19 protein-coding genes, 1 tRNA gene and 1 pseudogene are annotated in these 19,076 nt (G+C 53.5%); 11 read left to right on the forward strand and 10 right to left on the reverse strand.

Annotated features, from left to right (window positions below; all coding sequences use genetic code 11):
* Nucleotides 1–61 precede the first annotated feature (61 nt).
* Nucleotides 62–1,606, forward strand: a pseudogene (gene gpmI / locus AC3DKE_RS04455) (2,3-bisphosphoglycerate-independent phosphoglycerate mutase).
* The gene (locus AC3DKE_RS04460) at nt 1,603–2,844 is read left to right on the forward strand and encodes a murein hydrolase activator EnvC family protein (RefSeq protein WP_411729625.1); all 1,242 of its coding nucleotides are present in this window, start codon (nt 1,603–1,605) and stop codon (nt 2,842–2,844) included. Before gpmI ends, AC3DKE_RS04460 begins: the two are co-directional and overlap by 4 nt.
* A 3-nt stretch (nt 2,845–2,847) precedes the next feature.
* Here AC3DKE_RS04460 and hisF read toward each other — a convergent pair whose 3' ends face one another.
* Nucleotides 2,848–3,621, reverse strand: coding sequence for an imidazole glycerol phosphate synthase subunit HisF (hisF, locus tag AC3DKE_RS04465; RefSeq protein WP_340675837.1), 774 nt, complete (start codon nt 3,619–3,621; stop codon nt 2,848–2,850).
* Nucleotides 3,622–3,719: 98 nt separating this feature from the next.
* Here hisF and AC3DKE_RS04470 point away from each other — a divergent pair, with 98 nt between their 5' ends.
* The 3 genes from AC3DKE_RS04470 (at nt 3,720) to AC3DKE_RS04480 (ending at nt 6,859) form a co-directional block, all read left to right on the forward strand.
* Nucleotides 3,720–4,940 (forward strand): BaiN/RdsA family NAD(P)/FAD-dependent oxidoreductase, encoded by a 1,221-nt coding sequence (locus tag AC3DKE_RS04470; protein ID WP_340675836.1) that lies wholly within the window; start codon nt 3,720–3,722, stop codon nt 4,938–4,940.
* Nucleotides 4,941–4,949: 9 nt separating this feature from the next.
* Nucleotides 4,950–5,165, forward strand: coding sequence for a VF530 family protein (locus tag AC3DKE_RS04475; protein WP_379071700.1), 216 nt, complete (start codon nt 4,950–4,952; stop codon nt 5,163–5,165).
* Between the two features lie 83 nt (nt 5,166–5,248).
* Nucleotides 5,249–6,859: an NAD(P)/FAD-dependent oxidoreductase gene (locus AC3DKE_RS04480; protein ID WP_484216776.1), complete on the forward strand. Its 1,611-nt coding sequence runs from the start codon at nt 5,249–5,251 to the stop codon at nt 6,857–6,859.
* 31 nt (nt 6,860–6,890) lie between these two features.
* On the opposite strand, the gene AC3DKE_RS04485 is transcribed toward AC3DKE_RS04480, so the two are convergent.
* The 4 genes from AC3DKE_RS04485 to hisB form a co-directional block, all read right to left on the reverse strand.
* Nucleotides 6,891–7,229, reverse strand: coding sequence for a zinc ribbon domain-containing protein YjdM (locus tag AC3DKE_RS04485; RefSeq protein WP_379071706.1), 339 nt, complete (start codon nt 7,227–7,229; stop codon nt 6,891–6,893).
* Nucleotides 7,230–7,292: 63 nt separating this feature from the next.
* Nucleotides 7,293–8,021, reverse strand: coding sequence for a 1-(5-phosphoribosyl)-5-[(5-phosphoribosylamino)methylideneamino]imidazole-4-carboxamide isomerase (hisA, locus tag AC3DKE_RS04490; protein WP_340675834.1), 729 nt, complete (start codon nt 8,019–8,021; stop codon nt 7,293–7,295).
* A 40-nt stretch (nt 8,022–8,061) separates the two neighbouring features.
* Nucleotides 8,062–8,694 (reverse strand): imidazole glycerol phosphate synthase subunit HisH, encoded by a 633-nt coding sequence (gene hisH, locus AC3DKE_RS04495; protein WP_340675833.1) that lies wholly within the window; start codon nt 8,692–8,694, stop codon nt 8,062–8,064.
* The gene (gene hisB / locus AC3DKE_RS04500; protein WP_340675832.1) at nt 8,691–9,284 is read right to left on the reverse strand and encodes an imidazoleglycerol-phosphate dehydratase HisB; all 594 of its coding nucleotides are present in this window, start codon (nt 9,282–9,284) and stop codon (nt 8,691–8,693) included. The genes hisH and hisB overlap by 4 nt, the downstream gene beginning before the upstream one ends.
* Nucleotides 9,285–9,399: 115 nt before the next feature.
* Between hisB and AC3DKE_RS04505 the strand changes: the two genes are divergently transcribed.
* Together AC3DKE_RS04505 and AC3DKE_RS04510 are read left to right on the forward strand one after the other, a co-directional pair.
* Entirely contained in the window at nt 9,400–9,744 is a 345-nt protein-coding gene (locus AC3DKE_RS04505) for a hypothetical protein (protein ID WP_487990142.1), read from the forward strand.
* Nucleotides 9,745–9,811: 67 nt separating this feature from the next.
* Nucleotides 9,812–9,885: transfer RNA gene (locus AC3DKE_RS04510), tRNA-Gly, on the forward strand.
* Nucleotides 9,886–9,901: 16 nt separating this feature from the next.
* Here AC3DKE_RS04510 and AC3DKE_RS04515 read toward each other — a convergent pair.
* From AC3DKE_RS04515 to AC3DKE_RS04525, 3 genes are read right to left on the reverse strand one after another with little or no spacing between them, the layout of a single operon-like run.
* On the reverse strand, nt 9,902–10,186 hold the full coding sequence (locus AC3DKE_RS04515; protein WP_487990143.1) for a DUF6587 family protein: 285 nt from the start codon (nt 10,184–10,186) through the stop codon (nt 9,902–9,904).
* Entirely contained in the window at nt 10,183–12,012 is a 1,830-nt protein-coding gene (gene feoB / locus AC3DKE_RS04520; RefSeq protein WP_411729628.1) for a ferrous iron transporter B, read from the reverse strand. Before feoB ends, AC3DKE_RS04515 begins: the two co-directional genes overlap by 4 nt.
* Entirely contained in the window at nt 12,009–12,251 is a 243-nt protein-coding gene (locus AC3DKE_RS04525; protein WP_340675828.1) for a FeoA family protein, read from the reverse strand. The genes feoB and AC3DKE_RS04525 overlap by 4 nt, the downstream gene beginning before the upstream one ends.
* A gap of 169 nt (nt 12,252–12,420) precedes the next feature.
* On the opposite strand from AC3DKE_RS04525, the gene AC3DKE_RS04530 reads away from it, so the two are divergent.
* From AC3DKE_RS04530 to AC3DKE_RS04545, 4 genes are read left to right on the forward strand one after another with little or no spacing between them, the layout of a single operon-like run.
* Nucleotides 12,421–14,817, forward strand: coding sequence for an AsmA family protein (locus AC3DKE_RS04530; RefSeq protein ID WP_487990144.1), 2,397 nt, complete (start codon nt 12,421–12,423; stop codon nt 14,815–14,817).
* On the forward strand, nt 14,798–15,829 hold the full coding sequence (gene mutY / locus AC3DKE_RS04535) for an A/G-specific adenine glycosylase (RefSeq protein ID WP_411729630.1): 1,032 nt from the start codon (nt 14,798–14,800) through the stop codon (nt 15,827–15,829). Before AC3DKE_RS04530 ends, mutY begins: the two co-directional genes overlap by 20 nt.
* Entirely contained in the window at nt 15,826–16,101 is a 276-nt protein-coding gene (locus tag AC3DKE_RS04540; RefSeq protein WP_340675825.1) for an oxidative damage protection protein, read from the forward strand. The genes mutY and AC3DKE_RS04540 overlap by 4 nt, the downstream gene beginning before the upstream one ends.
* A complete protein-coding gene (locus AC3DKE_RS04545) occupies nt 16,098–16,556 on the forward strand; it encodes an acyl-CoA thioesterase (protein ID WP_340675824.1) in 459 nt (152 codons plus the stop codon). Before AC3DKE_RS04540 ends, AC3DKE_RS04545 begins: the two co-directional genes overlap by 4 nt.
* Nucleotides 16,557–16,628: 72 nt before the next feature.
* Here the strand turns inward: AC3DKE_RS04545 and typA are convergent, their stop codons facing one another.
* Together typA and AC3DKE_RS04555 are read right to left on the reverse strand one after the other, a co-directional pair.
* Nucleotides 16,629–18,461: a translational GTPase TypA gene (gene typA / locus AC3DKE_RS04550; protein ID WP_411729631.1), complete on the reverse strand. Its 1,833-nt coding sequence runs from the start codon at nt 18,459–18,461 to the stop codon at nt 16,629–16,631.
* A 141-nt stretch (nt 18,462–18,602) separates the two neighbouring features.
* A partial coding sequence (locus tag AC3DKE_RS04555) for an OmpA family protein (protein WP_487990145.1) occupies nt 18,603–19,076 on the reverse strand: 474 nt, incomplete at its 5' end.

The raw sequence follows: 19,076 nt of genomic DNA on the forward strand, positions 1-19,076 counted from the left end.
GCTCCCTCGGCTAGTCCGAGGCTGTTACACTTAGGCGTTACCGACCACCTCGGGGAAATCCGTGACACGTAAACCGCATGTATTGATCATTTTGGATGGCTTTGGCCATAGCAACACATCAGATTCGAACGCGATTAACGCGGCGAAAATGCCGAACTGGCAGGCCATGTTAGCGGATTATCCGCACGGCTTGGTGTCTGGTTCGGGCGAAGATGTGGGCTTGCCCGATGGGCAAATGGGCAACTCCGAAGTTGGTCATATGAATCTCGGTGCCGGTCGCGTCGTCTATCAGGATTTTACCCGCGTCACTAAGGCCATTCGCGACGGCGAGTTTGAGTAAAACCCTGCGCTAATTGCTGCGATAGACAAAGCCGTTCACGCTGGTCGTGCCGTGCATGTGCTGGGCCTGCTGTCGCCGGGCGGTGTGCATTCGCATGAAGAGCATCTTCACGCCATGGTCGATATGGCTGTAGCGCGTGGCGCAGAGCAGGTATATGTGCACGCATTTTTAGATGGCCGCGACACGCCACCACGCTCCGCTGAGCCTTCATTGGCGGCGATGGAAGCGCATTTAGCGAAGACAGGTAAAGGTCGTATTGCCAGCATTATCGGCCGCTACTTTGCGATGGATCGAGATAATCGCTGGGATCGTGTCGAAGCTGCGTATCGCCTGCTCACGGAGGGTGTGGCTAAGCGCCAAGTCATCAGCGCGGTTGAAGGCTTGCAAGCCGCCTATGCTGATGAAGTTAGCGATGAGTTCGTGCCGGCGACTAGCATTGTGCCCGAAGGCAAATCACCAGCTCTCATTAGCGATGGCGATGTCGTGGTTTTCATGAACTTCCGTGCCGACCGCGCACGTGAAATCACCCGCGCCTTTGTCGATGAGTCTTTCTCCGGCTTTACGCGCGCTGTGCATCCCAAACTCTCCGACTTTGTCATGCTTACTCAATACTCCGACAGCATCAAAGCGTCGGTGGCATATGCCCCAAGCGCCCTGCATAACTCCTTAGGCGAATATTTATCTGGCTTAGGAAAAACTCAGTTGCGCATTGCCGAGACTGAAAAATATGCTCATGTCACCTTCTTTTTTAGCGGCGGTCGCGAACAGCCCTATGATGGCGAAACGCGTATTTTGGTGCCCTCGCCAAATGTCGCTACTTATGATTTACAGCCTGAAATGAGCGCCGAAGAAGTCACCGACAAACTCGTTTCGGCCATTACTTCTGGCGACTACGACGCACTGATTTGCAACTACGCCAATGGTGATATGGTCGGCCACACCGGCAACTTTGACGCTGCTGTGAAGGCTTGCGAAATGCTAGATCGCTGCTTGGGCCGTCTACGTCAAGCCATCGAGCAAGTTGGCGGTGAGATGCTAATCACTGCCGATCACGGCAATGTTGAGCAGATGCGTGACAATGCCACCGGCCAGGCACATACCGCGCATACTTGCGAGTTAGTGCCTTTTGTCTATGTCGGCTCGCGGAAAAATATGCGCATAGCTGAGAATGGCGTACTGTCTGATGTCGCGCCCACATTGCTGAGTCTCATGGGGTTAGAGCAGCCTAGTGAGATGACCGGTCGACCGCTCGTGGTGTCCGTATGAAGATGTTGAGTCAACGTTTAGGTTTAGTTCTGCTGCTCGCCAGCGCTTGCATTTCAAATGCATTGGCAGCCGATGGCAATCAATTGCGGAGCGAGGCAAGCTCGACCAAGTCTGATTTAGACTCGGTGAAAAATGAGATTCGCACCGCCACAAAAAAGTTACGGTTGACCCAGGCCGAGCGCACTAAGCAGCAAAAAGCCTTGAACTCAGCTGAAGCAGAAATCAATAAACTGCAAAAATCAGTCGCTGAAACGGAAAAAGAAAGCAATATGCGTAAAGCGCGCGTTAATGTTTTGCGCAAGCGCCAAGCCGAATTAGCAGCGGTTAAGCGTGAACAATTAGCTAGCTTAAAAGCCGATATGCAGGCCTCCTACCGTGCCGGTCGAGACGACTATTTCAAACTCTTATTGAACCAAGAGCATCCGGCATTGCTGGCGCGTCAGCTGCGTTATTTCAGCTATATCCAGAAAGCTCGCAGCGAACGTATCGATGAGCTGGATGTGACTTTGGCAGAACTCGCGGCAGTAGAGGTAGAAGAGGCAGAGCAAGTTAAAAAGCTTGCAGCGCTTGAGAAAAAATTAGAGTCCGAACAGGTGCAGTTAGAAGGCGCCAAATCACAGCGAGCAGCGGCGCTTAAGATTCTCAATAGCGATATTGCGAGCCAAGATAAAAACCTCAAAAGCTTGAAGAAAAACCAAGCAGCGTTGCAAAACTTGATGCGTCGTTTAGAGCGTCAGGCGCGTGAAGCAGATCGCCTAGAGCGTGAGCGTCGTGCCAAGGAAGCCGCTGCAAATAACAAGCCTGCGCCCGTGGTGAAAGATAAAACTGTGTGGAGTCAGGAGCCGGATTATTCGGTGCCTTACCGTGGCAACTGCTCACTACCCGCAAGTGGTGGCATACGTGCGCAGTTTGGCGCCGACCGTGGCGGCGGCTTGCGTTGGAATGGCATTGTCATTGCAGCCAATAGTGGCGCAGCGGTTAAGGTCGTGAAAAGCGGTAAAGTGCTCTACGCCGACTTCTTGCGTGGCTATGGCAAGCTGGTCATCGTCGATCATGGTGGTGGCTTCATGTCGCTATACGGCTACAACCAAAGCATTAATGTGAAAACTGGCGATAGTGTTTCGGCTAACCAAACTGTTGCTAGCGTTGGTGATGGTAGCGAGGGCGAAACCGGTTTGTATTTCGAGACGCGCCTGCGTGGCCGTCCGAGCCAGCCCGGTAACTGGTGTAATTACTAGGTCCTAGCGACGCATACAAATACCGTGGTCGGCCAAGAAGTCTTTGGCCTGACCCACGGTGTATTCGCCGAAATGGAAAATGCTCGCCGCTAGCACTGCATCAGCCCCGCCCTGCAAAATACCATCGCATAAATGCTGCAAGTTACCGACGCCGCCGGATGCAATAACTGGTACGCGCACCGCTGAGGTAATGGCCTTCACCAGTTCCAAGTCATAGCCCGCTTTGGTGCCGTCGGCATCCATGCTGGTTAGCAAGATCTCGCCTGCACCGTATTTGGCCATGCGCTCAGCCCATGCTACGGCGTCGATGCCGGTGCGATTGCGGCCACCATGCGTGAAAATTTCCCAGCGCCCAGGCTCGCCCGCGAGTGATACGCGTTTGGCATCGATGGCGGCGACGATGCATTGCGCGCCAAAACGTTGTGAGGCCTCCAAGACAAACTCAGGGCGTTTTACAGCTGCGGAATTGATGCTGACTTTGTCAGCGCCGGCATTGAGCATGCGACGAATATCAGCTACTTCACGAATGCCGCCGCCAACGGTGAGCGGCACGAATACTTGCGATGCCATGCGTTCAACCGTGCGCACCATGGTGTCACGGCCTTCTACGCTGGCAGTGATGTCGAGAAAAGTGATCTCATCTGCGCCCTGTTCGTCATAGCGTTTGGCGACTTCAACCGGGTCGCCAGCATCACGAATATCGAGAAACTTAACGCCTTTGACGACACGGCCCTGATCAACATCGAGGCAGGGAATTATGCGTTTAGCGAGCGTCATGGCGAGGTACCGAATAAGAGTCAGCGCGCATTTTATCATGGGTGCCGCTAGCGCGAGCGACTATACTCGCGGCCATAAATATTCGGCGAGGTGAATCCGTGGCGCAGGCGTCTGCACAATTTGATGTGGTGATTATTGGTGCCGGCGCGTCGGGGCTAATGTGCGCCATGGCGGCAGGTCAACGTGGGCGTCGCGTGTTGGTGCTCGATAGCAGCAATAAGATCGGCAAAAAGATTTTGATGTCGGGCGGCGGCCGCTGCAACTTCACCAATATGCAGGTCGAGCCTGAGCATTTCATCAGTGAAAATACGCACTTTTGTGTGTCGGCGCTGAACCGCTATACGCAGTGGGATTTTATTGCGTTGGTAGAAAAACACGGCATTGCCTATCACGAGCGCAAGCATGGCCAGCTTTTTTGCGATGACTCGGCGAAAGATATTTTGGCAATGCTAGTGAATGAGTGCGAGGCGGTCGGTGTGCGTATTCGTAGCCATGCCAGTGTCACGGAGATCGCTGAAAAGCCTAGTGGCTTCACAGTGCATCTTGGCCAGGAGCAAATTCGTTGCGAATCGCTAGTTGTCGCTACTGGCGGCCTGTCCATCCCAACGCTGGGCGCTAGCGGTTTTGGCTACGAAATTGCGCGCCAGTTTGGTCATGAAGTTTTGCCCACACGCGCAGGCCTTGTGCCAATGACTTTTAGTGACGGCATGAAAGCTGTGACTGAGCGCTTGAGCGGCATTGCTCTCGATACTGTGGTGAGCAGCCATGATGACGCGCCGAGCTTTCACGAAAATATGCTGTTTACGCATCGTGGCATTAGCGGGCCGTCGATACTGCAGGCATCGAATTATTGGCAGCTAGGCCAGCCAGTGCAGATCGATTTGCTGCCAACGTCGCCATGGGGTGAGATGACTCTGAGCGATTGGTTGATTGCGCAGAAAAAAGCTCAGCCGAAAGTATTGCTAAGAACTCTGCTAGCACCGTTTTTGGTTAAGGCTCTGGTGCATGAATTGCAAACTTTGCTCTGGCTTGGCGAAGCTGAAAAACCCATGGCGGATTGGTCTGATGCGGCTCTTAAGCGCGTAGCAGCAGCACTAAACGGCTGGACATTGCGGCCCTCTGGTACGGAGGGTTATCGCACCGCTGAGGTGACCTTGGGCGGAGTTTCGACCAATGAGGTATCCTCGCGCACCATGGAGAGTCAGCGCCAAACAGGCCTGTATTTTATTGGCGAAGTGCTCGACGTGACTGGTTGGCTTGGTGGTTATAACTTTCAATGGGCATGGGCATCTGGCCATGCCGCTGGGCAATTTGCCTAAGAGGTGGCTGTGAACGACAAACGTAGCAAAGACCCGCTGGAAGGCATCACATTGGAAAGCATAGTGACGCATTTGCACGCGAAGTATGGCTGGGCGGAAATGGCCCGCGTGGTAGATATTCGCTGTTTTAAAGACAATCCCAGCATCAAATCTAGCCTGACTTTTTTGCGCCGTACACCGTGGGCGCGCGCTGAGGTTGAGGCGCTGTATATTCGCAGCCTATAACGCGTGCTCGGAAATTTAGACTTAGCGCTAAGCCATAAAATGCGACGACAACACGCGCACCACAAGATACGAAGAGAATCATCATGCTGCGACTAACCGACCTAAAGCTGCCCTTAGAGCACACAGACGAAGCGCTGCATTCAGCCATTGTCTTGCGGCTGGGCATTGCAGCCAGCGATCTGCTCAGCTTTAACGTCTATAAGCGCAGCTACGATGCCCGTAAGCGCGGCCATATTTTGCTTATCTATAGTCTCGATGTGAACGTGAGCAACGAAGCCGCTGTGTTGCTGCGCTTGGCCAATGATGTGCATATTGGCCCGTCGCCTGATACGACCTATCAATTTGTCACGGACGCACCAAGCGAAGACTTCTTGCGCCCTATCGTCATTGGCTTTGGTCCATGCGGACTTTTCGCTGCGTTGATTTTGGCGCAAATGGGCCTAAAACCCATCGTACTCGAACGTGGTAAAGCCGTGCGCGAACGCACCAAAGACACCTGGGGCTTATGGCGCAAACGCGTGCTAGAGCCCGAGTCCAATGTGCAGTTTGGCGAAGGCGGTGCCGGCACTTTCTCCGATGGCAAACTCTATAGCCAGATTAAAGACCCACAGCATCACGGCCGCAAAGTATTGACCGAGTTTGTTAAAGCCGGCGCGCCAGCGGAGATTTTATACGTCAGCAAGCCACATATCGGCACCTTTAAATTGGTCACGATGATTGAGCAGATGCGACAAAACATCATCGATCTTGGTGGCGAGGTTCGTTTTAATCAGCGCGTGGAAGATTTGCATATTGAGAATGACCAAGTGCGCGGCGTCACGCTGGCTAGCGGCGAGCAAATTCGCAGTGACCATGTCGTGTTGGCGATTGGCCATAGTGCTCGCGACACCTTTAAGATGCTGCACGCGCGTGGCGTATATGTTGAAGCTAAGCCCTTCTCTATTGGCTTCCGCGCTGAGCATCCACAATCGATGATCGATGCTTGCCGCTTCGGGCCGCAGGCGGGTCATCCAATTTTAGGTGCGGCGGACTATAAGCTAGTGCATCACGCCAAAAATGGCCGCTCGGTGTATAGCTTTTGCATGTGCCCTGGCGGCACGGTGGTGGCATCTTCGTCTGAGCCTGAGATGGTCGTGACCAACGGCATGAGCCAGTATTCGCGCAATGAGCGCAATGCCAATAGTGCCATCGTGGTCGGCATCACGCCCGAAGACTATCCCGGCGGCCCACTCGCCGGCATCGATTTTCAGCGGCAATGGGAGTCGCAGGCCTATCTGCTTGGTGGCAGCAATTACGATGCGCCGGCACAGCTTATTGGCGACTTTATCGCGCAGCGACCATCGAGCGCATTGGGTAGTGTAGAACCATCCTATAAGCCCGGTGTGAAGCTCGGCGAGCTGGATGCAAGTCTGCCTGAGTACGCAATTGCAGCCATTCGTGAGGCCTTGCCGGCATTTAATAAGCAGATTCGTGGCTATGCCATGAATGACGCGATATTGACCGGTGTCGAGACGCGCACGTCGTCACCAATACGCATTAAGCGCGGTGCCGATATGCAGAGCATCAATACCAAGGGCTTGTACCCAGCCGGTGAGGGTGCGGGGTATGCCGGCGGAATTTTATCTGCCGGCGTCGATGGTATTAAGATTGCAGAGGCGGTGGCTTTGAGCTTAAAAGCGGCAGCTGCGCGCTAGACGAGCAGCTTTGCAAAGATGAATTAAAGCCTTAGGCCTTTTTCACAAACTCCGACTTCAGCTTCATGGCGCCGATGCCGTCAATTTTGCAATCGATGTCGTGGTCGCCATCGACTAAGCGAATGCCTTTCACTTTCGTGCCAACCTTCACTACCAGCGACGTGCCCTTAATCTTCAGGTCTTTAATCACTGTCACGGTATCGCCATCGTTGAGCTCATTGCCGTTAGCGTCCTTGATCACACGTACGTCATCGCTAGCTTCTACGGCGACTGTCGACCACTCGTGTGCGCATTCAGGGCAAATATAATTGCCGGCATCTTCGTAGGTGTATACCGATTGGCATTTTGGGCAGGCGGGCAAGTCGCTCATGGAAAGTCCTTATTTGGTGTGTCAAAAAGCACAAAATCTGAGCTTGGCTTTAGTTCGTGAATCTTAGGCGTCAGCTAAAGCCTGTGCCTCTGCCAAATCCAGCGTGCCTTCGTAAATCGCACGGCCCGTGATAGTGCCAATCACGCCGTCGCCGCGGACTTTAAGCAAGCCACGAATATCATCCAAGTTAGTCACGCCGCCAGAGGCGATGATGGGCAGACCCGAATCGCGAGCGAGTTTGGCTGTGGCCTCGACGTTAACTCCCTGCATCATGCCGTCGCGGGCGATGTCGGTGTAAACGATGGAGCTGATGCCGTCGGCTTTGAATTGGCGTGCCAGATCGACAGCTTGCACGCTGGAAACTTCAGCCCAGCCATCGGTGGCAACCCAGCCATCTTTAGCATCGATGCCGACAATGATTTTGCCCGGAAATGCGCGGCAGGCTTCGCGCACGAATGCAGGCTCTTTCACTGCTTTTGTGCCCAAAATGACATACGACACGCCAGCGCGAACATAGGCCTCGATGGTCTCTAATGAGCGAATGCCACCACCGATTTGCACCGGCAATTTTGGCCAGCGCGTGGCAATTGCACGCACGATTTCGCCATTGACTGGTTCGCCAGCGAAAGCGCCATTAAGGTCGACTAAATGCAGGCGGCGGGCACCCTGCTCAACCCACTGCGCTGCAACGCCGATGGGGTCGTCGGAAAACACCGTATCGTCTTCCATGCGGCCTTGTTTTAGACGAACGCAGGCGCCGTCTTTGAGGTCAATGGCGGGGATAATTAACATCGAATGCTCCAGCGCAACGGCTCAGCGGCCAGCGAATAAATTAGGGGTTCCAACGTAAAAAGTTTTGTAGCAGGCGCAGGCCATCGTGCGCACTTTTTTCGGGGTGAAATTGCACAGCGAAGACATTATCTTTAGCGATGGCGCAGGAGAATGGCAGGCCATAATCACAGCTGCCGACGCTAAGCGCAGGATCATCTGGCTGGCAGTAATAGCTATGGACAAAGTAGAAGCGTGAGCCATCGGCAATGCCATCCCAGAGTGGATGCTCGCGCACTTGGCTCACGGTGTTCCAGCCCATGTGCGGCACTTTTAGGCGTTGCGCATCAACGGCCGGCACGTCGGTGAAAAATTTCACGTGGCCAGGATATAAGCCGAGGCCATCGACGCCGCCATTTTCATCAGAGCGCGTGAGCATGGCCTGCATGCCAACACAGATACCGAGTAAAGGCTTGCTGTGGATGAGCTCATCGACTAGATCGGCGATGCCGTGTTCATGCATCGCCGCCATGCAGTCGCGCATCGCGCCCTGACCGGGCAATACCACGCGGTCAGCGGCGCGAATGATCGCAACATCGTCAGTGATTACCACTTTTGTGGCGCCAACATGCTCTAGCGCTTTCGCGACCGAGTGCAGATTGCCCATGCCATAGTCGAGTACGGCAACTGAGGTCACAGCGAGCCCTTAGTCGATGGCATCTGGCCGCTCATGCGTGGGTCAAGCTCAACAGCCATGCGCAGTGCGCGACCGAAGGCTTTGAACAGCGTTTCGGCTTGATGGTGCGAGTTTTTGCCGCGCAGATTGTCAAGGTGCAAAGTCACGCCAGCATGATTGACGAAGCCTTGGAAGAATTCGAAAAATAGATCGACGTCGAAACTGCCGATGCTGCTGCGTGTAAATTCGCAGTGCATTTCTAAGCCAGGACGACCGGAAAGATCGATCACTACGCGCGACAATGCTTCGTCTAGCGGCACATAAGCGTGGCCATAACGACGGACACCGGTTTTATCGCCTAATGCCTGCGCAAAGGCTTGGCCTAGTGTGATGCCGCAGTCTTCGGCACTGTGGTGATCATCGATGAAGTGATCACCATCGCAGGTGATATCGATGTCGATGAGGCCGTGACGCACAACTTGGTCGAGCATGTGGTCGAGGAAAGCCATGCCAGTATTCAGATTGCCTTGGCCTGTGCCATCGAGATTCACGCGTGCGCGAATCTTAGTTTCTCTCGTGTTACGCACCACTTCTGCTTGGCGAGCGCTCATGCCCATCCTCTACTTGGTTAGCGAAAAAAGTATTATAGCCCCGCGCGCGCGAAACTGCATGGCCTGTGCGCGCTGTCATGCTCTACACTTGGCAAAAGCCTAACGAGCCGATGTCATGCCGCTGATCGCCAGAGTCCATTCTTTACCACTTGAGCCTGAACTTATTGAGCGTTTAGCGCGCTTTAAGCCGGCGCTGAGTGCAAAAGCACCAAGCCCAGATGCCACGCTTTATGTTGGCTGGTTTAACACCAAGCCTATCGCTGCTGCGTGGGCTATTGGTAGCGATGATGCGCGCCACCTCAGTGGCTTTGCCATCCACCCGGCAACCATGGGTCGCGATGTCTTGGCGCAATTGGCGACCTGCATGCGCACACAAGAAAGTGCGGCGGGCCGGAGAGTATTGAGTAGTGAGGATTATGCAGCGCTAGATGTAGCCGTAGAGGCTGGTCTAGATAAGTAAACTTGCTTCTCGACCGCGGCTAGGTGCATCGCTACAATGACGCTCTAGCATGCACCTGCCGCGTCATGCGGGTGTCGTATAATGGTAATACCCTAGCTTCCCAAGCTAGAGCCGTGGGTTCGATTCCCACCATCCGCTCCAGGCATTTCTTCTTCGTTTAGCGTGGACCGGTATCGCGCCATTGCACAGGCGTATCTTTTATCTCAGGTGTTGATGGCCCGCAAGCATTGCAGCTAGAGCAACCACTACCGCAGCCTGCATCCGTACTACCACTTTGCATCCAACTACCTACTCTCGGATAGCCGCGCTTGACCAACGCTTGGGCGAAGCGATTTTGCATGGCCGCTATGCTCCTTGGCGCAAACTGCTTTGCCACCCGCCAGGTGCTCCACAGCATCAGCGGCGCAATCACCAACCATTGCAGCAGGAGTTCGGCGTTCATAGCAGGGCCAGGGCTAGTTGGTAGGTAATGAATGATGCCAAGTAAGCAAGTCCAAACAAGTAGGCTGTCATGATGCCTACGATACGCCATGAGCCAGTTTCGCGGCGCACGGTGGCTAGGGTAGATAAGCATTGGGGCGCGAAAACAAACCAAACCAAGAGTGATAAGCCGGTGGCCAACGACCATTGCTGAGAAATTAGCGTGCTGAGTTGATTGGCGACCAAGTCTTCATTGCCAGACATGGAGTAGACCGTGCCCAGTGCTGCAACGACGACTTCGCGCGCGGCTAGGCCGGGCACTAGGGCGATGGATATTTCCCAGTTAAAGCCGATAGGCGCAAAAATCACCGCTAAAAAGGCACCGAGTTGGCCGGCGTAGCTGTAATCGATGGCAGGTCCAACTGCATCGGCTGGCGCACCAGGGAAGCTGGCTAAGAACCAAAGCAGCATGGTGACGGCGAAAATGATGCCACCAACGCGCTTAACGAAGATCAACATGCGCTCGTAAAGGCCGATGGCAATGCTGCGCCAGTCTGGCAGGCGATAGCTGGGCAATTCGAGCAATAGTGCGTGCTCACTGCGGTCAGATTGCAGCCATTTCATTACGTAGGCGACCAGTAAGGCGCTGGCGATGCCGCCGAAATATAAGGTGAATAAGACGATGCCTTGCAGGTTTAAAAAGCCCCAAACCGTCTGCGCAGGGATAAACGCTGCGATTAGCACGGTGTAGACCGGTAGGCGCGCAGAGCACGTCATCAGCGGTGCGACCATGATGGTGGTGAGGCGATCGCGCGGGTCGGAAATGCTACGCGTGGCCATGATGCCAGGGATGGCGCAGGCGAAGCTCGACAGCAGTGGAATAAAGGCGCGGCCAGTGAGGCCGGCTTTGAACATCAGGCGGTCGAGCAAAAATGCGGCGCGCGGCAAATAGCCGGATTCTTCGAGCAGCAGAATGAAGAAAAACAGGATGAGAATTTGCGGCAAGAACACTAATACGCTGCCGACGCCGGCGAAAATGCCGTCGTTGAGTAAGCTGCGCAAAAGGCCATCGGGCAATGATTGCGTGCTGAGGGCGCCAAGTTCACCAATACCGAACTCGATGCCATTCATGAAAGGTTCGGCCCAAGAGAACACCGCTTGGAAGATAAAAAACATCAATATCGCCAGCAGCGCTAAGCCGAAAATTGGGTGCAGTACCACGCCATCGATGGCGTCGTCGCGAGCATCGGTGGTGCGCGGCATGATCACGCAGGCGGCCAACATATCGCGCACAGCCTGGTGCAAGTCGCCGGCAACAGGCTCTGGTAACTGGCGAGTGAGAGGCTTATCTAGCGTTTGCAGCAGCGCATTTACGCCATCGCGGCGTGTAGCTATCGTTTCTACGACCTCAATGCCCAGTGTCGCGCTCAGCGCAGCAACATCAATGGTAATGCCGCGGCGTTTCGCAGCATCCATCATGTTTAGTGCCAAAATCATGGGGCGACCTAAGCGCATCGCCTCAAGCACAAAGCGCAAATGCAGGCGCAAGTTGGTGGCATCGGCAACGCAGACAATAAGGTCAGGCGCTGGCTCATCGGCAAGCTCGCCAAGGCAAACAGCGCGGGTGATCGCCTCGTCTGGACTAGTGGCATTGAGGCTGTAGGCGCCCGGTAGGTCGAGCACCAGCATTTGCCCGCCTGATGGCAAAAGGATGCGGCCTTCTTTGCGTTCAACCGTGACACCGGCGTAGTTTGCGACTTTTTGACGCGTGCCAGTGAGCTGGTTAAACAGCGAGGTTTTGCCGCAATTAGGGTTGCCGACTAGAGCAATACGAGAAATATCTGTCATAACTGAACCAGTGAGACGATCACGCGTGAGGCCTCGCTACGGCGCAGAGCAAAGCGCGTAAAGCCAATTTGCACCAATAATGGATCGCCACCAACGGGGCCGGTGGCGGTTATGCGCACCGTTTCGCCGGGCACAAAGCCAATAACGCCAAGGCGCTGGGCAATATTGTCAGCAGGGCCGATAGCCTCTACTTGCTCGACCACAGCGGTTTGAAAACGCGAAAGTTCAGAGAGACGCACGGCAACTCAACGTTATAAATGAGAATGATTCTTAGAATTGTGAGATTTAGCATCGCGACTGTCAAACCCTATTTTCTACGCTCGGGCATAAGATGTAGGACTGGCGAGGTCATCCGCAGCACGGTAGAGTCGTTAACCATCAGCAGGTCGTCTTTTGCTAGGAGAGTATATGAAGCGCTTATTAAAATGGATTGCCGGGATCGTGGCCATGGTGCTGCTCAGCGTGTCCGCGCTGGCGGGCTATGTGTTATTTGTCCTCGACCCCAACGATTACAAGCAAGCGCTCACCGACGTAGTGAAGAAAAAGACCGACATGGATCTTCAGCTAACTGGAGATTTAGCCTGGAAGCTATATCCGAGCATTGGTATTTCTCTTGGCGAAACTAGCCTAAAAGACCCTGCTCTAGGCGAGACACTGGTTGCCGTACAGCAAGCCAGCGTGTCGGTTGAGCTAATGCCTTTGCTAGATGGCCAAGCCTCTGTCGATGCGGTATCGCTAGATGGTGCCAATGTGCGCTTCGTGCAATATGCCGATGGCAAAACTAGCTGGGATACCTTGCTGGCTAAGCTGAAAAGCCCAGATGAAGATGACACTTCAAAAGAAGTAAAGTTCAATATTGAGAGCTTAGATATCACCAATACGCAGCTAACCTTGGTTGATAAAAAGGCGGGCGTAACGCGCACAGTTGATAAGGTCACGGTGCATGCAACAGACATCGATCCTGAAAAGGCATTTCCACTTTCTGCCAGCTTTAATGTCACCCAAGCTGATGAAGCCGGTAAGAAAGTCACCGCTGAAAATAGTTTGAACGCAGTTGTTACTCTCAACCTGGATGCTAAAAAGCCGCACATTGAAGATCTCACGCTCAATAGCGCGCTGTCTGGCAATATGTTGCCGGCGCCGATATCGATTGCTCTGAAAGCAGCATCTATCGATGTTGATATTGAAGCGCAGCAACACGCGATTAATGGCATGGTATTGGACGTCATCTACGCCGATCCGACTCGCCCTGCGCCGATTAGCGCGACCATTAATGCAGACATTAAGGCTGATATCGCTAAAGGCGAAGCCGTGGTTAATCCGTTAAAATTAACCACGACAGTGACAGATAAGGCGCTGACAAAGCCCATAGCCGTAACGCTAGACACCTCAGTAAATGCAAATTGGAAACTCGGCGATATCACTGTGCCGAAGCTAGTAGCGACGCTGGACAAAATTCGCTTAGAGGCCAATGTATCAGTGAAGTTGCCGGCACTAGTCAATGGCGCCGCTAATATCACCGACGGCATGCGCGCCAGCGGTAAGCTCAGCACCAATAGCTTTAATCCGCGCGATGTCATGGCAAATTTAGGCATTACGCCGCCAGTGACAAAAGATCCAAAAGCGCTGAGTAATGTCAGCTTGAGCGCGAATATCAGTGGTGATGAGCGCAATGTCTTGGCAAAAGATCTGCGCATTGCACTCGATGGCAGCAATATTACTGGTGAGGCGGGTGTACGTGAGCTACCGAAGGCACGCATCTATGCTCGATTAAATCTCGACAAGCTCAATGCCGATAATTATTTGCCGCCTGAAAAAGCGCTGACTGATAAAACGCCAGCAGATAAAGGTCAGGCTAAAAAAGCCGCAGAAGCAATTTTGCCAGTTAAGTTATTGCGCGAGCAAAATCTCGACATCGGCCTGAAAGCCGGCGCGCTCACGATTATGAGCTACCCGATCACGCAACTAAGCTTGGCTGCAACCGCCCGCGATGGCCTAGTTAATGTCAGCGAGTTCCGTGGCCAAGTGGCTGATGGCAGCTTCAGTGTTCCCGCTAATATCGATGTTCGGGGTGCCAAGCCAGTGATCACACTGAAGCCTACGCTAAACAAAATCGACCTCGGGCCCATTGCGCAAAAAGCCTTGAAACAGGATGTGTTTGCTGGCCGCATGAACTTCAATGGTAATGTCACGGTACGCGGCAACACTACTGATGAGTGGATCAGCTCAGCTAAAGGCCCGAACACATTGCGCCTAAATGATGGCGTGATTAAAGGCGTGAATATCCGCGATGCGCTATTTAACGCCCTCGGCAAATATCAGGCGCTGCTGCCAATGCTGACTGGCCATAACAGCGAAGAGCTGAAGTCGAAAATCGGCAATACCGATATCGTTAGCCTATTAGGCGACATCACACTTGACCAAGGCGTGGTGCGCAACGAGTCAATGAAGGCCGACCTCAAGGATATGCAAGTTGCTGGCGCAGGCACATATAACTTGCAGACCAACGATGTCGACTACCGCTTTCAGCTCAAGCTCGACAAAAAGTACTGGGGCGAGAAAAACGCCAAGATGGCTGAATACGCCATCCCAGTTCGTTGCAATGGTAATTTGCAAGGCAGCCTAGCCACACTCTGCGGCCTAGACAAAGCCGGTATGGAGGGCATTGTTGGGCAAATTGCCAAGGCTCGTTTAGGCGAAGAAGTTGAAAAGCAAAAAGGTAAATTAGAGGAAAAGCTCACAGAGAAGCTCGATCCCGCGCAAAAAGAGGCTGTGAAGCAAATCTTTGACCTCTTCAAACGTTAATTTTTCTGATGCGGTCTTGGCATGGTTCGACCATGCCGGCCGCAAGCATTTGCCATGGCAGCAAAACGTCACCCCATATCGCGTATGGGTATCGGAGATCATGCTGCAGCAAACCCAAGTCAGTACCGCTCTGCCCTACTTTCAGCGCTTTATGGCAAGTTTTCCGACGCTCGCCGATCTTGCTAGCGCCTCTATCGATGATGTTTTGCATCATTGGACAGGGCTTGGCTATTACGCGCGTGGGCGAAACTTGCACAAGGCAGCGCTGCTAGCCTGTGAGCGTCACGACGGGCAGCTGCCGGCGAGTTTAGATGAGTTAGTGGCATTGCCCGGCATCGGTCGCTCCACCGCCGGTGCCATTTTATCACTTGGCTTTGGTCAGCGTGCGGTCATTCTCGATGGCAATGTGAAGCGAGTTTTGGCGCGTTATCACGCACTTGCGGGCGATCCGGCGAAGGCCGCAGTAGCAACGCAGTTTTGGTCTCTGGCCGACGCCTTAACGCCGACTCAGCGCTGCGGAGACTACACGCAAGCCATGATGGATTTGGGCGCCACGCTGTGTACGCGCACTAAGCCGGCCTGCGAGCGCTGCCCTGTGCAAGATGGCTGTATTGCCTACGCTCAAGGCGAGCCCACGCGCTATCCCGAAAAGCAACGAAAACAGCCCGTGCCACTGCGTGAGGTCACGCTAGCGATTCATTTGCATGATGATCAAGCATGGATGGCTCAGCGACCAAGCTCAGGCATCTGGGGCGGCCTCTGGAGCTTCCCAGAATGGCCGAGCGATACGCCATTGCCTACGCAAGCCGAAAGCCTGCCTGAGTTTGTGCATGTGTTTTCGCATTTTCGTTTAAACATTAAGCCTGTGATTATTCAGGCCACTTCGAGTTTGGCGGTTTCCGAAGCTGCCGGTCGCTGGGTTACACTCTCCGATCTACCGGCGCTAGGTTTCCCCGCGCCCATTTATTCATTATTGCAGCGCTTAGGCGCGCGCCTGGAGGCGAGTTCATGACGCGCATGGTTTATTGCCGAAAACTCAAACAAGAACTGGAAGGAATGGCGTTTGCGCCATTCCCCGGTGAGCGTGGCCAAGAGTTATTCAACACCGTGTCTAAAGAGGCTTGGATGCAGTGGCTTCGTCACCAAACCATGCTGATTAACGAAAACCGTTTAAGCGTGCTCGATCCGCAAGCGAAAGCATTTTTAGATGAGCAGCTAGAAAAATACTTAAGCGGCGATGACTATGAGCGGGCCAGTGGTTGGACGCCTGAGAAGCCGGCGTGAGCTCTGCACCAGCAACCCGCGGTCCGGCGTCGTTAGAGGCCTTGCAAGCAGCGTATCCCATGGTGCTCTCGACCAAGGTGCAATGGGGCGACATGGACGCGCTCAATCACGTCAATAATGTGGTGTATTTTAAGTATTTAGAAAATACGCGACTAACGCTGATGGAGCAGATGGGAATCTTCCCTCGACTATTTGAAGAGGGCACGGGCTTGGTTATTGCTGATGCGCGTTGCCGCTATAAAGCGCCAGTAGTCTACCCAGATACGCTACACATTGGCGTGCGTGCCGAGCTTGCGGGTGAGGACAAGGTTGTTTTTCACTACGCTTTGTTCAGTGAGCAAATGCAGCGAGTGGCTGCCGAGGCCGAGACAATTCAAGTGTGCGTTAACCCAGAAACGGGGCGTAAAACACCTATGCCGGAATGGTTTAAGGATGCTTTGATGACGTTGGCTTAAGCCTTCGCTTAAAGCACAAACAAAAATGCCGCTAATTAAGCGGCATTTTTGTTGGAGCGTAGAGCGTGAAGCTTAGTTACGGCTGGCACGCTTACGGTCAGTTTCGGTCAGGTGACGCTTGCGCAGACGAATGGACTTCGGTGTCACTTCGACTAGCTCATCATCTTCAATGAACTCTAGCGCCTGCTCCAATGTGAAACGAATTGGCGGAGTCAGCACAATGTTTTCATCTGTGCCGGAAGCACGAACGTTGGTCAGCTGTTTAGCTTTGGTGGGGTTAACCGCCATGTCATCGTTACGTGAGTTCAGGCCAATGATCATGCCTTCATAGACTTCAGTTTGTGGGCCAATATGGAGGCGACCACGTTCTTGCAAGTTCCACAGGGCGTAGCCGAGAGCGACACCTTGCACCATGGAGATTAGTACGCCATTTTGACGCTTAGCGACATCGCCTGATTTCAATGCGCCATAATGCGAGAAGCTGGCGGTCATGATGCCGGTGCCGGAGGTCATGGTTAAGAACTCGGAGCGGAAGCCGATGAGGCCGCGCGAAGGCACTGTGGCTTCAATACGAATACGACCTTTGCCGTCGAGAATCATATTGGTCATGTCGCCGCGGCGTGTGCCCATTTGCTCCATGACGCCGCCTTGATGCTGCTCTTCAACGTCGAAAATGACATTTTCGAAGGGCTCACATTTCACACCGTCGACTTCCTTGAAAATTACTTCAGGGCGTGACACGCCCATCTCGAAACCTTCACGACGCATGTTTTCGATGAGCACCGACAAATGCAGCTCGCCACGGCCTGAGACTTTGAATCGGTCTGGGCTGTCGGTGGGCTCAACGCGCAGAGCGACGTTATGGATAAGCTCTTTTTCTAGGCGATCTTTGATGTTACGCGAGGTCACATACTTGCCTTCACGACCGGCAAATGGTGAGTTGTTGACTTGGAATGTCATGCTCACGGTGGGTTCGTCGACGGAGAGCAATGGCAATGCTTCAACACACTGTGGGTCGCACAGTGTGTCGGAAATGCCTAAGCCTTCCATGCCGGTGACGCAAATGATGTCGCCTGCATCTGCTTCTGGCACTTCAACTCGGTTTAAGCCGTGATAGCCCATGATTTGCAAAATACGGCCGTTACGCTTTTTGCCTTCGCTATCGACGATGGTGACTTGCGTATTGGTTTTGACACGACCGCGAGTGATGCGACCGATGCCGATAACGCCAACATAGCTGTTGTAATCGAGTGATGAAATCTGCATCTGGAATGGGCCGTCAACATCGACTTCTGGCGGCGCAACACGATCAATAATGGTTTGGAATAACGCCGTCATGTCGGTGCCGAGCTTGTCAGCTTCGTAGCCAGAGATGCCGTTGAGGCCAGATGCGTAGACGACAGGAAAGTCGAGCTGCTCATCGGTAGCGCCTAAGTTGTCGAACAATTCGAAAACTTGGTCCATAACCCAATGTGGGCGAGCGCTTGGGCGATCAACTTTGTTAAGCACAACGATGGGCTTGAGGCCGCGAGCGAAGGCTTTCATGGTCACGAAGCGGGTTTGTGGCATTGGGCCATCAACCGAGTCAACCAAGAGGCAGACAGAATCGACCATCGACAGTACGCGTTCAACCTCGCCACCGAAGTCGGCGTGGCCTGGGGTGTCGACGATGTTGATGCCGTACTCTTGGCCATCGCGCGGGTCAGTCCATTTGATGGCAGTGTTTTTTGCCAAAATGGTAATGCCGCGTTCCTTCTCCAAATCGTTGGAGTCCATGACGCGCTCGACATCACCGCCGCGATCGCCGAAGGTGCCCGATTGCTGTAGCAGCTTGTCGACGAGCGTAGTTTTGCCATGGTCAACGTGAGCGATAATAGCGATATTTCGGATTTGCTTGATAGACAAGATAGGTCTCGCGCGGCGGTCAAAAATTGGGCGCAAAGTATACCTGAACTATTGCCACAATTCTTGTGCTGATTAAATGTGTGGAAGTTCGAGTATAAAAAAGCCACCCGAAGGTGGCTTTTTTGCATTACGCGTTAGGAATTACTTCTTAACGGTAACTTTCACTTCGCCTTGAGCAACAGCTACTGAGCGACGGTTTTTAGCACGGCCTTCAGCAGTTTTGTTGTCGGCAACTGGTTGTGCAGCACCGTAGCCTTTCGAGCTGATGCGATCTGCGGACAAGCCGTAGGTCTTGGTCAGTACGTTAGCAATGGCGTCGGCACGACGTTGGCTCAGGGCATCGTTATACGAAGCGGTGCCGCGTGAGTCAGTGTGGCCTTGGATTTCAACAGTAGCTGCTGGGTATTCTTTCAGCAGTTTTGCAATGCCTTCGATTTCGTCATGGAACTCAGGTTTCACAACTGATTTGTCAGTATCGAACAGCACGCGCATTTCACGGCTAACTGTTTCAACTAGTTCTTTCGTGCAGCCATCAGCAGTCACAACCACATTGGTTGGTGTGCCTGGGCATTTGTCAGCGCTGTTAGCAACGCCATCTTTGTCGTCGTCGCCATC

The organism is Paraperlucidibaca sp. (assembly GCF_982810325.1).

Bases quoted from the DNA above. Each gene is read 5' to 3' on its own strand.
- AC3DKE_RS04460 (WP_411729625.1), top strand. From the start codon at position 1,603: ATGAAGATGTTGAGTCAACGTTTAGGTTTAGTTCTGCTGCTCGCCAGC.
- hisF (WP_340675837.1), bottom strand. From the start codon at position 3,621: ATGACGCTCGCTAAACGCATAATTCCCTGCCTCGATGTTGATCAGGGC.
- AC3DKE_RS04480 (WP_484216776.1), top strand. From the start codon at position 5,249: ATGCTGCGACTAACCGACCTAAAGCTGCCCTTAGAGCACACAGACGAA.
- AC3DKE_RS04485 (WP_379071706.1), bottom strand. From the start codon at position 7,229: ATGAGCGACTTGCCCGCCTGCCCAAAATGCCAATCGGTATACACCTAC.
- hisA (WP_340675834.1), bottom strand. From the start codon at position 8,021: ATGTTAATTATCCCCGCCATTGACCTCAAAGACGGCGCCTGCGTTCGT.
- hisB (WP_340675832.1), bottom strand. From the start codon at position 9,284: ATGAGCGCTCGCCAAGCAGAAGTGGTGCGTAACACGAGAGAAACTAAG.
- AC3DKE_RS04505 (WP_487990142.1), top strand. From the start codon at position 9,400: ATGCCGCTGATCGCCAGAGTCCATTCTTTACCACTTGAGCCTGAACTT.
- AC3DKE_RS04515 (WP_487990143.1), bottom strand. From the start codon at position 10,186: ATGAACGCCGAACTCCTGCTGCAATGGTTGGTGATTGCGCCGCTGATG.
- feoB (WP_411729628.1), bottom strand. From the start codon at position 12,012: ATGACAGATATTTCTCGTATTGCTCTAGTCGGCAACCCTAATTGCGGC.
- AC3DKE_RS04530 (WP_487990144.1), top strand. From the start codon at position 12,421: ATGAAGCGCTTATTAAAATGGATTGCCGGGATCGTGGCCATGGTGCTG.
- AC3DKE_RS04540 (WP_340675825.1), top strand. From the start codon at position 15,826: ATGACGCGCATGGTTTATTGCCGAAAACTCAAACAAGAACTGGAAGGA.